The organism is Paraburkholderia sp. GAS334, assembly GCF_050436625.1.
Lineage (GTDB): Bacteria > Pseudomonadota > Gammaproteobacteria > Burkholderiales > Burkholderiaceae > Paraburkholderia.
Genome location: NZ_JBNDMO010000068.1, coordinates 1 through 9,832 on the forward strand (window position 1 = coordinate 1; position 9,832 = coordinate 9,832).

The following is a 9,832-nucleotide window of genomic DNA, read 5'->3' on the forward strand; positions in this document are numbered from 1 at the left end:
GGCGGCACGAACGGGACGTGCTGGCGTCCGAAATCGGCATCACTGATTACGTGGTTGCAGTGCGGGCAATGCAGTTCCTGGACACGCGGCACCGCGGGACGCTGCAGACGGGCGATGCGCTGTTCGCGCTGTTTGCGCGCACCACGTTCCATCGACCAGTGAATGCCCATCACCATCAATGTCACACCCATGACCGGCCAGCTAATGTCCATTGCGGTTCTTCCGTAGTGGGAATGGGACCAGCATAGCATCGCGTACGAGGTCTGGACGCGCTGTTGAACGCCCACCTCATCATCAAAAGATCGCCGTCAGGTTTTATGTCAATCGTGGGTGGTTCGAGCGGGCGAATGACGCTGATCGACCCGCTTGAGTCATTCAGGTGGCAGTAAATCGGACATTCATAAAGCAAATCTGGACCGCCACGTGTAGGTGCCACCTATGTTGACAGACTCGAAGTTCTCCGCGCTGACAGACGCGTGTTACCTGTCGCATTTCCTAACGCTGCTTTGAGAAATGGTCCCAGTGGGCGAGTAAGTAATCTTGCTTGAGTCCCTGCGCACACGTCGTGGTAATCACCGTGCAGGCATCGAGATAAGCGCCCGCAAATAAAGAGGCCCGCCAGGGGAGAACAGCCTGGCGGGCCTAAAGCCGGCAGGAACAAGACCTGACGGAGACCCAAAACCATCGCCACCAGAGGACCGCCAAGGAAAGCGGGTCCTCTCTTTGAACCTCGGCGCATCAAATGCCAAGGTTCAGAGAGAGGAGAAGGAACACCCCGGTCCCCTCCCCCTTTAATGCTGGATGCTCAGACATTCACACCGTTGAGGAGACTGCCAACGGCGTCAATCGACTTCGTGATGTTCTTCACATCAACGTCCGTATGCGTCGAGGCGTCGAGGGCGATAACCGGGTTCACAATGGTTTGCGGGCTAGCGAACGAGAGGCCGCCGTTGTAGTTCGTGTTAATGCCGCCGAACGCCGCGGCGTTACCGCCAACGATAGCGCCCATTTCAGCGCGGTTGAGTTCTTTGCTAACGGCCAGGTTTTCGATCTTCAGCATGATAAAGCTCCTAATCACTCGGTTGGTTGGAATGAGCACTAATCGTTGCGCTCGCAGCTACATACGCAGGAGGTATGCCAAGCTGATATAGAAGACCCATTCAGTTAATGTAAGTTGTTGAACACAAAGAAAGATTTGAAATGCAAATCAATTTTTTGTCGATTTATAGATTGCCGAGGAAAAGGTACTTGTTTGAGTTCAGCAAACGGATCACGCGAACATGTCGGGATATAACAGACAGCGACGACCATGCCCATGCGCTCGTTCGGCGAACACAAAGACCGCCGTGATCGCCTTAGTGAGGGCACCCCAACTCGAACTCCGCCGGCCAGCGAGGCAGGAAGAATCGCATGAGGTCGCTCTTTTATATAGGATAATTTCCTTTATCACATATAGATACCGGACTGGTCCGCCATGACTTTGCCCGTCATCACGCTGTTGCTGGTGCCCGCGTTCGATGAACCGCTGTGGTCGACGCCGGCCCGGCAAAACGAGCTGGAATGGTTTTGCCGGGTCGCCGGGATCGACGGGGGCGCCGCGACGCCGCCTGGAGCCGGAATGGAAACCGGCGGTTACCGGGGGGGCGTCACGGGCAAATTTCGCGTCTCGCTGGCTGATCTATGCAAGCCCGGTCTGGCCTCGGCGGTGATCGACTGGTTCGGTCGCGGCGCCGGACGGGCCGCGCATCTCGGGCTGGGCGGGTTCCACGTCGAGATGTGCACGCCTGAGGACGTCGAACCGGCTTTTGAGGAGGCCAGGCGGGAGTATGTCCTTTCCCGGCGTCAGGAACCTCGCGATGAATGAAACCGCTTTGACCACGCTGGCCAGTGGCGCCCCGCTGCCGACACTGGTGACGGATGCCGGCGAACAGGCCAGCATCCGGTTCCTCGAGTTCTTCGCGTCGGCGATCCGCAACGCGCATACGCGCCGCGCGTACGCGCGCGCAGCGGGCGACTTTCTGACCTGGTGCGCCGGCGCCGGTGTGCCGTCGATCACCGCGGTGCAGCCGCTGCATGTCGCCAGCTGGATCGAGCGGCAGACACAGACGCGGTCGGCGCCGACCGTCAAGCAGCGGCTCGCGGCGATCCGCCACCTGTTCGACTGGCTCGTCACCGGCCAGATCGTGCCGCACAACCCGGCCGCGTCGGTGCGGGGGCCAGCCCATTCCACGAAAAAAGGGAAGACGCCGGTGCTCGATGCGACCGAGGCGCGGCAGCTGCTCGACAGCATTGATGTGACGACCCCGATCGGGCTGCGCGACCGCGCGCTGATTGCGCTGATGGTGTTTTCGTTCGCGCGGGTGGGCGCCGCGCTCGCCATGCGGGTCGAGGACGTCTATGTGCAGCAGCGGCGGCTGTGGGTGCGCCTGCATGAAAAGGGCGGCAAGCGGCACGAGATGCCCTGTCACCACACGCTCGAAGCCTACCTGCACGACTATCTCGAGCAGACCGGCCTGCGCGATGAACCGAAGAGTCCGCTGTTCCGCACGATCGCGCGTGGCACCGGGCGCCTGAGCACGCGGCCCCTACCGCAGGCGAACGCGTATGCGATGGTGCGCCGGCGTGCACTCGCGGCCGGGATCGGCACGGCGATCGGCAACCACACGTTCCGCGCGACCGGCATCACCGCCTATCTGAAAAGCGGCGGTACGCTCGAGAACGCCGCGGCGATGGCCAATCATGCGTCGACGCGCACCACCCAGCTCTACGACCGGCGCCATGATGACGTCAGCCTCGATGAGGTCGAGCGGATCCGCCTCTAGCGGACGATGTGAACAGCATCGCCGTCGACGCGTCACGTTACGCGTCATGATGGTCTGGCTCACCATCCTTTCCCGGTAGCTGTGGTCCATCCCGATCGCGTACACGGTTGCCAGGCATGCTACGTTGCGGTAGATCCCCCGAGAGCGGAATTCTGCAGAAAATGAACAAACCCAAAGCATCCACACAAGAACCAAAGCTGCTCGACAAGATAAAGAGCGTGGCTATCCAGGCGATGTTTTCCGATGACGAGTTGCTGGAGCAGCTCGTGCTCAAGGGCGGCAACGCCATGGCACTGGTCCATCAGGTCAGCGCGCGCGCTTCGATCGACCTGGATTTTTCGTTGAAGCAGGATTTCGGCGAGAACATCGAGGAAGTACGGGGGCGGATCTTCAGGGCGCTGTCAGAGACGTTCCGCGCCAACGGGTTCGAAGTTTTCGACTTCAGGATGATCGAAAAGCCCACGGACATCACGGATGACATGAAGGACTTCTGGGGCGGCTATGGACTTGAATTCAAGCTTGCAACTGCAGAGGTCCATGCCCGGCATTCTGCCGATATCGAGACCTTGCGCAAGCTGGCGATCAACCTTGGACAGGGCACCAAGTTTCTCATTGACATCAGCCGCTTCGAATATGTGTACGACAAGCAGGACCGGGAATTCGAGGGCACGCTGATCTACGTTTACTCTCCCCTGATGATCGTTTGCGAAAAATTGCGAGCCATCTGTCAGCAGATGCCCGAATATGGGCCGGTCATCAAACGGGAACGCCCAGGGAGTGCCCGCCCCAAGGATTTCGTTGACATCTTCGTACTTACGAAGGCACTTGAACTGGACATGCAGGGCGAAGAAATGCACCGGGTACTGACGTCGATGTTCGAAATCAAAAAGGTGCCCCTGTCGTTCCTCGGCCTGGTCGGACAGACCTATGAGTTTCATCTGGCCGGCTTTCGTGCCGTAGCCGACACCGTTTCGCCGGACTTCAAGCTTGAGGAATTCAAGGGTTATTTCGACTATGTGCTCGAGCTGATCGACCGGCTAAAACCCGTCTGGAACAAATAGGCGCCACGGCTGGACATGCCGGGTTTCGCCCATCTGGTGCGTCAGGTAGAAATCATGTTCGACCGGAAGACGCCGGACCAGATCGATCTGGTTCGGCTTGTAATCAGCACGCTCGAGGTAATAACCGATCGCCTGGTGATACGGGTAGGCGAAATCCAGTTTGCGTAGCATGGCGACAAGCCTGTTGATGGAAACCCGGTCTTTCGCCAGCGCAAAGGCCTTGGCTACTTCAAAGACGCCGCCAGCGTAGACGGGTCTCACAGTGATGTCGATCAAGGTCCGCTCGAGATTGGTCAGTCGCGCGAGAACCTCCCGGCCATCTTCGTCGTTGACTCGCTCCGCGACAACGCCCAGGTGACCGGTATTGGAACCGTTCAGCAGGTAGATCTTTTTCCCCGCATGTTCGACGTAGTTCTGCGAAACACGGGGCGCCTGACTGAATGCCCTGTCGATATCTGACTGTTCGAGCTTTGCACGCTGGCGCTGGTCGTGGGTAATACGCTCATCCGTGACATAGGTGGTCGTCGGGGACTGCTCGGTCAGGCCATGCAGCCGCATGGCGGTGTAGTGGCTGAAGTAAAGATCCTTTCTCAGCGAGAGGAGGATGGTGAGTAGCGGAACGTCGCCCCACACGTAGCAGCTTTCCGGGCGCTGGGGGAACAGGAACTCGATTTCCCGGAGTTTCGCGTGTTTCTTCAGAAAGGCAATGAAGTGTTCCGCGGTGGTGTTCTGGGCGAGGCGCCAGAACGCCCGCTGGCTGGCAAGCACCGCGCGGATGTCCTTCAGTTTGAGAACGTGCTGGGGGAGCCCATCGAAGTGCTTCACGATGTCTGCCTTGGCAATCTGGATTCTCGACCGGTCCATTTAGTGCTCGATCACCATAAATTCTCTTCGGTATCACGTGCTACGCAGCGTAAACGCTGCGTAGCATGCGACATAATTTGTGTCGAGTCAAGAGTCGATCCTTGATTCGTATAGCTATACGGCTTTATGGCAGACAAATATTGTGATATACTGCGCAGCGTTAACGCTGCGCAGTACGTGAAATCGTGAAAATTTTGCGTACCCATGCGGTCACAAATCGCACAGCAGGGAGCGCCCGCCGACAAAGTGGCGTACGCATGCTTGGGGGTGGCCTCAAGATTCGGAGTTTTTCGTACGCCAGGCGTTCAGAGCGCGCATTTCGAATGTCGCTGATCGACGATTTCAATACTATCTAGTATCTAGATAGCTGCTATCTAGATGATTCGTACGCCTCAAGTGCCCGCTCCATCACTTCCACCAGCAAAAGCCCGTCACGCGCTGCTATAGCCCTTATGCGGTCGTCAAATTCGGCCGTCACGCGGGTAGCGAACTGCACCGTGCGATTGGACCGCCTAGCTGATCTGCCGTCGATCCGCTTTGTCAAAAGGGTATGCGCTGCCGGCGCATGTTCCGGTGCCTTCAGGTTGGGACTCGCCTCGTCCGGAGCTGGTGGAGGGGGCAGCGATCGCCGCTTGAGTTTGGACATATCGACCATGAATTACTCCGTCACGCGGTCTATCAGGGATTGGATCAGGGCGTCCGCACGAGTGTTTAGCGCCGCATAGCGGGTCTCTGTGACGGCATGTCCGCCGTTCTGAGCCTTCCGGTATGCGGGGCGTTCAACAAGGCAGCCAGCCAGCACGGAATAGCCCGCCTCAGCTAGATACGCGCGCGCATCCGCCTCCTCTGCGTCCGTGCCGATTCGGTTTAGGGCAAACGTCAGGCGCTCGCGTGGGATGCCCGCCTTGATGAGTGCATGAAACTCCCGCACCGCGGGCCGTAGATCGTCCAGGGATGCGCCGGTAGGCTGCACAACGAGGTTCGCCGCACGGGCGATGTCCAAAGTCGCCTGACTGGTTCTGGCCGGGCCGTCCAAAATGAGAATGTCGAAGTGATCCGCCACGCCCAGCGCCTGCGCGGCGGTCTTGAACGACTCCACGGACACAACCGGCTCTATGCCAGCGTCCATCCTTGTCCTGTGCCAATCAACTGACGTGCCCTGCTGCGTGTCTAGGTCGGCAATCTTAGTTTTTAGCCCACCGGCTGCGGCCTCTCGAGCAAGCGCGCGCGATAGCGTGGATTTGCCAACACCCCCTTTCTGACTGACGAATGCAATAACTGACGCCATGCCCGCCTCTGTTAAGGTTTGTTGCGGTGGCAGCATGATATACGATAACTAGCAGCTAGATAGCTGCTACTGCATCGGAACAGGGCCCGTGCCAATGGATAAGAACCGGGCCGTTGTTCCAATAGAGCCTGTGGATAGAACCGGGCCGTTGTTCCATAGACCGGGCCGCTGTGCCATTTAACCGGGCCGCTGTGCCAATAGAACCGGGCCGTTGTGCCAATAGGGCACCTCAAAGCCACGCCCAGCAAAGCTCCGGCCATGTCTAAAACGAAGTAAAACGGGAAAATGTATTTAAAACGGGCGCATGTGCAAAGCAAACCCAGGAAACGTCAACAAGTGCGGGCTTCGCCCGTCACCAACTGCTACAAAAACAACCTATCCAGATAGACGACCGCGCTTTGCGCGGATGGCCGGTAACGTCCTGCAGTGCGTGAGCGCGGGCATGAATCGCAATGCTGACGCTGAAAAGAAACAGAAACCCAAAAGGAAGGGATGGAACGCCGCATATCACTTGTTCCATTTCGACAAATGGAACACACTTTACAAGTGTGCCAATAACCGGGAACTTGTTCCAATGAAAAAGACGCTGACGGCGAAGCCCTATAGCCAAACGGCCCTATCTGACCGTCAGGTGACAATGGCGAACGCCGTAACGCGGGCAGCGCACGGTCTAAGCCTGCCAGAAAAACGATTCATTGCCGCGGCATTGGCGAAGACCGATAGCACCGACGCACGCGGCCTGATGGACGAACGGATGCAAACGGTGAAACTGTCAGCGATGGAGTACGCCGAGACGTTCGCAGTGACATTGGACACGGCTTATGAACAATTGCAGGTCGGTGCCGAAGCACTCCAGCAGCCAAAGGTCATTACTGAGACGTCGACTCGGCGTGGAACCGTGCGTGAAGTTCGAAGCTGGGTCATTACGGGCAAGTATGCGAAAGGCGAAGGCACGGTAGAGGTTCGCTGGCATCCTGACCTGGTGCCATTCCTGTTCGGTCTGCGGAAGGAGTTCACTACGTACAAGCTGAAGCACGCAGCCGCGTTCCGCTCAATCTATTCGTGGCGTATTTTCGAGTGCCTGAAGTCATGGCAGGGCGCGGGCCGGTGGACGCCGACAATCACTGAGTTCCAAGACGCGATGGATGCAAGTCCGACATACAGAGCGAACTTCAAAGCGCTGCGCGAGCGTGTCATTGAGCCTGCTGTGAAGGAATTGCGCGAAAAGAACGGGTTGATTGTCGAGTGGGAGCCCGTGAAGTCGGGCCGCAAGGTCACCAGCCTGCGCTTCAAATTCGAACCCGACCCGCAAGGCACATTGTTATTTTAAATCGCGTGGGATCGACAAGCGGTGCTAGCTCGAAGTGATTGCCTGATATTTAGAAACGCTGCCGCGAAACCTATTACGCAACCTCAAACGGCCTGGGCTTCGTAGCGGGCTGCGCAAGTTTCCGGCGCAGCTCGAGCTGCAGGCCTGCGAATGATGGCGACGGCGGTAAAAGGAAAACGGCCCAAAGTATCAGATAAGTGACACTTATCTGTCAGTTGGAGCGCCCGGTCGATCACCCCTGCCAGGTCTTGCGGACAAACTGTTAGATAAGTGACACTTTTCTGTCAGTTCCACCGCCCCGGCGACATCCCCGACCATAGCCGCGAAGCTGTCATGGTTCGCCGGCTGCCTCGAAGATCAGCCGCTCCACCACCTCCCGGATTGTCTCACCGCGATTCCTGAGTCCCTTGAGGGCCTGAAAAGCCTCAGGGGATATCCGCACCCTGGGCAGCGCGTCCTCAGGCTCCGCGAGCCCTTCCAAATGTGTTCCGCCGACCAGTTCTGCCTTGACCCGCCATACACTGCCCTTCGGTAGCCGGTGGGCAGTCACAAATTCAGGCTTGCTCATAGGTTGCCCTCAGGTAGTTGTTCCAGACCCACCGGCCCCGGCCTTCACCGTGGCCGAGGTCGCGCGAACACAGCGCGAGCGCTTCTTTCTCGTCATGGCCTTCACTCAGGTAGTGCTCATAGTTGTCGCGGCAGAAGGCTCGTCGCAAAGAGTGGCCGGAGTCCGTGCCCTTCAGTCCCAGACTCGCAAACCGCCCGTGAACCTGCTGCTTGGCCGCGCGATCGCTTGGCGCGTCGACCAGGTAGCGGCGCCCCGCCACCACTGCAAGCGCCGCCCTGATGGCCGCCAGCGCCCTCTCGCGGTAGGGTGCCGGAATGTAGGTGTCCCGCGTGCGACCGCCCTTCGTGCCATGGCGCACCGTGATGAAGGTCTGCCCGCCTGCCAGCGTTGCTTCCCACTGCTTCAGGCTCTTGTGGCTTTCGATCATCTCTTCGCGTCGCAAGCCAAGGCAGCGCTCGAGCTGGATCCACGCCCGCGTGTCGGCCGATGCGCGCTCGAGGGCCTGCGCCAGCACCGCCGCATTAACCACGCGGCCGGTGCCGATGCGTGTGCCCGCCGGCACGCCGAGCTGCGCATTGGTCAGGGCTTCGGCCCACTCGCCGCGTTGCACCCCATGCAGGGCACGGCGCAGGTGGCTGACCTCGTTCTGGATCGTGCGCGGCGTGATCCCCGTCTCGATGCGCGAAGCCACGTAGTTACGCAACTGCTTCTCGGTAACGGTGGCCGGATCAACCGGACCATAACGTCCCTGCTTCGCATGGGCTGCGAAAGCGAGGAACGTGGTGTGCATCTTCTGCCTGGTCAGGGTCGCCGCGCCCCGATGAAGCGCAGCGGCCATGAACTTCGCTTCGATCGATTTCGGCTTGTTCGATGTGGGCTTGCTCATGCTTCTCTTCGTTGGTTTTTTCGATGTCCCGTCGCGCTCCAGCGCGCCAGGTCCTGCTTCCGTTTAGGGAGGAGTGGCCGCCACCTGGAGGTGGGTTTTGTGGCCGGGGTACTGCGTGCCGATCAGGTCGTTTGTCGTTTGCCGGTTGGGCCGGTTCGACGCGCCGACGTTGCGCGTAACTATGTCGTCGATAGACGGGCGCCTTGACTGGCGCGGGAGACAGTGGAGCGCGAAAGCGCGTCACTGCTACGCAATGCGAAGCAGTGACGCGCAAAACCCCAGGCGGTAGGCCTCCGTTGAGCGTCCCGGCGGGCGGGTCTCGGAAGGCGGTGAAGTCATCGTGCGGGGGCCCGCATGCGTTCGCTGTCGGCACAGCGAAACGGGGAGCGTGCGCGCGATGCGCTAGATGGGCGACTCGTCGGACGCCAAGGCTGAAGCAGGTATGGTCGGGCCGTGCCCGGATAAAACGGGGATGCACGGGCGAAACCCGTGACACAGGGATGGGTGCGTTTTCGATGGACGGACTACGGGAGCCCGCCGAAGCACTCAGAAAAAATTGTCGCTCAGGGGGCTGCGCAGGGCGGATCAATCCGATGCGCTTGCCATAAGCGATGACTGCGGCCGGGATACCCGGCGTCATAAAAAAATCGGACCTGGCTCAAGGCCAGATCGTCAGGTCGATGCGTCAGGGACGCGAAGAATCGGGGCTACGTTAGCACAGGCTTTTTAGCGCGCGAACAGGCCGTGCGGAATTTTTTAAAAGCGATGTGAAAACAGGTGGCTTTCGGTTGGAGCATTCTCGAAAGACCCCTGAAAAAGGGCTCTTTCATGATTCAGGCGGCTGTGCGCCTTGCACATGTGAGGCGCATTCAGGTCGCGTCGCGATCGCGACGGAAATAAGGTGAGTCCCGCCGCGCTGGCGGCACGAACGGGACGTGCTGGCGTCCGAAATCGGCATCACTGATTACGTGGTTGCAGTGCGGGCAATGCAGTTCCTGGACACGCGGCACCGC

Annotated in this window: 10 protein-coding genes; 4 read left to right on the forward strand and 6 right to left on the reverse strand. The window is 59.3% G+C overall.

Features of this window, described 5'->3' with window-relative positions; genetic code table 11:
• Both P3T21_RS37745 and P3T21_RS37750 read right to left on the reverse strand, forming a co-directional pair.
• Positions 1–212, reverse strand: a 212-nt coding sequence (locus tag P3T21_RS37745) for a hypothetical protein (RefSeq protein ID WP_429260947.1), incomplete at its 3' end; no start/stop codon positions are given.
• A 593-nt stretch (positions 213–805) separates the two neighbouring features.
• Positions 806–1,060, reverse strand: a complete 255-nt coding sequence (locus P3T21_RS37750; protein ID WP_429260948.1) for a hypothetical protein — start codon at positions 1,058–1,060, stop codon at positions 806–808.
• Between the two features lie 414 nt (positions 1,061–1,474).
• On the opposite strand from P3T21_RS37750, the gene P3T21_RS37755 reads away from it, so the two are divergent.
• The 3 genes from P3T21_RS37755 to P3T21_RS37765 all read left to right on the forward strand — a co-directional run bounded on the left by P3T21_RS37755 (position 1,475) and on the right by P3T21_RS37765 (position 3,883).
• On the forward strand, positions 1,475–1,864 hold the full coding sequence (locus P3T21_RS37755; protein WP_429260949.1) for a hypothetical protein: 390 nt from the start codon (positions 1,475–1,477) through the stop codon (positions 1,862–1,864).
• On the forward strand, positions 1,857–2,822 hold the full coding sequence (locus P3T21_RS37760) for a tyrosine-type recombinase/integrase (protein WP_429260950.1): 966 nt from the start codon (positions 1,857–1,859) through the stop codon (positions 2,820–2,822). Before P3T21_RS37755 ends, P3T21_RS37760 begins: the two co-directional genes overlap by 8 nt.
• A 161-nt stretch (positions 2,823–2,983) precedes the next feature.
• The gene (locus P3T21_RS37765; RefSeq protein WP_429260951.1) at positions 2,984–3,883 is read left to right on the forward strand and encodes a nucleotidyl transferase AbiEii/AbiGii toxin family protein; all 900 of its coding nucleotides are present in this window, start codon (positions 2,984–2,986) and stop codon (positions 3,881–3,883) included.
• Here the strand turns inward: P3T21_RS37765 and P3T21_RS37770 are convergent.
• Together P3T21_RS37770 and P3T21_RS37775 are read right to left on the reverse strand one after the other, a co-directional pair.
• Positions 3,860–4,747, reverse strand: a complete 888-nt coding sequence (locus P3T21_RS37770) for a type IV toxin-antitoxin system AbiEi family antitoxin domain-containing protein (protein WP_429260952.1) — start codon at positions 4,745–4,747, stop codon at positions 3,860–3,862. The genes P3T21_RS37765 and P3T21_RS37770 overlap by 24 nt on opposite strands.
• 658 nt (positions 4,748–5,405) lie before the next feature.
• On the reverse strand, positions 5,406–6,035 hold the full coding sequence (locus P3T21_RS37775) for an AAA family ATPase (protein ID WP_429260953.1): 630 nt from the start codon (positions 6,033–6,035) through the stop codon (positions 5,406–5,408).
• A 442-nt stretch (positions 6,036–6,477) separates the two neighbouring features.
• Here P3T21_RS37775 and P3T21_RS37780 point away from each other — a divergent pair, with 442 nt between their 5' ends.
• Complete coding sequence (locus tag P3T21_RS37780) at positions 6,478–7,365, forward strand: replication initiation protein (protein WP_429260954.1); 888 nt, start codon at positions 6,478–6,480, stop codon at positions 7,363–7,365.
• Between the two features lie 331 nt (positions 7,366–7,696).
• Here P3T21_RS37780 and P3T21_RS37785 read toward each other — a convergent pair whose 3' ends face one another.
• A complete protein-coding gene (locus P3T21_RS37785) occupies positions 7,697–7,933 on the reverse strand; it encodes a hypothetical protein (RefSeq protein WP_429260955.1) in 237 nt (78 codons plus the stop codon).
• The gene (locus P3T21_RS37790) at positions 7,920–8,819 is read right to left on the reverse strand and encodes an integrase domain-containing protein (RefSeq protein WP_429260956.1); all 900 of its coding nucleotides are present in this window, start codon (positions 8,817–8,819) and stop codon (positions 7,920–7,922) included. The genes P3T21_RS37785 and P3T21_RS37790 overlap by 14 nt, the downstream gene beginning before the upstream one ends.
• Positions 8,820–9,832 lie beyond the last annotated feature (1,013 nt).

Bases quoted from the DNA above. Each gene is read 5' to 3' on its own strand.
- P3T21_RS37750 (WP_429260948.1), bottom strand. From the start codon at position 1,060: ATGCTGAAGATCGAAAACCTGGCCGTTAGCAAAGAACTCAACCGCGCT.
- P3T21_RS37755 (WP_429260949.1), top strand. From the start codon at position 1,475: ATGACTTTGCCCGTCATCACGCTGTTGCTGGTGCCCGCGTTCGATGAA.
- P3T21_RS37760 (WP_429260950.1), top strand. From the start codon at position 1,857: ATGAATGAAACCGCTTTGACCACGCTGGCCAGTGGCGCCCCGCTGCCG.
- P3T21_RS37765 (WP_429260951.1), top strand. From the start codon at position 2,984: ATGAACAAACCCAAAGCATCCACACAAGAACCAAAGCTGCTCGACAAG.
- P3T21_RS37770 (WP_429260952.1), bottom strand. From the start codon at position 4,747: ATGGACCGGTCGAGAATCCAGATTGCCAAGGCAGACATCGTGAAGCAC.
- P3T21_RS37775 (WP_429260953.1), bottom strand. From the start codon at position 6,035: ATGGCGTCAGTTATTGCATTCGTCAGTCAGAAAGGGGGTGTTGGCAAA.
- P3T21_RS37780 (WP_429260954.1), top strand. From the start codon at position 6,478: ATGAATCGCAATGCTGACGCTGAAAAGAAACAGAAACCCAAAAGGAAG.
- P3T21_RS37785 (WP_429260955.1), bottom strand. From the start codon at position 7,933: ATGAGCAAGCCTGAATTTGTGACTGCCCACCGGCTACCGAAGGGCAGT.
- P3T21_RS37790 (WP_429260956.1), bottom strand. From the start codon at position 8,819: ATGAGCAAGCCCACATCGAACAAGCCGAAATCGATCGAAGCGAAGTTC.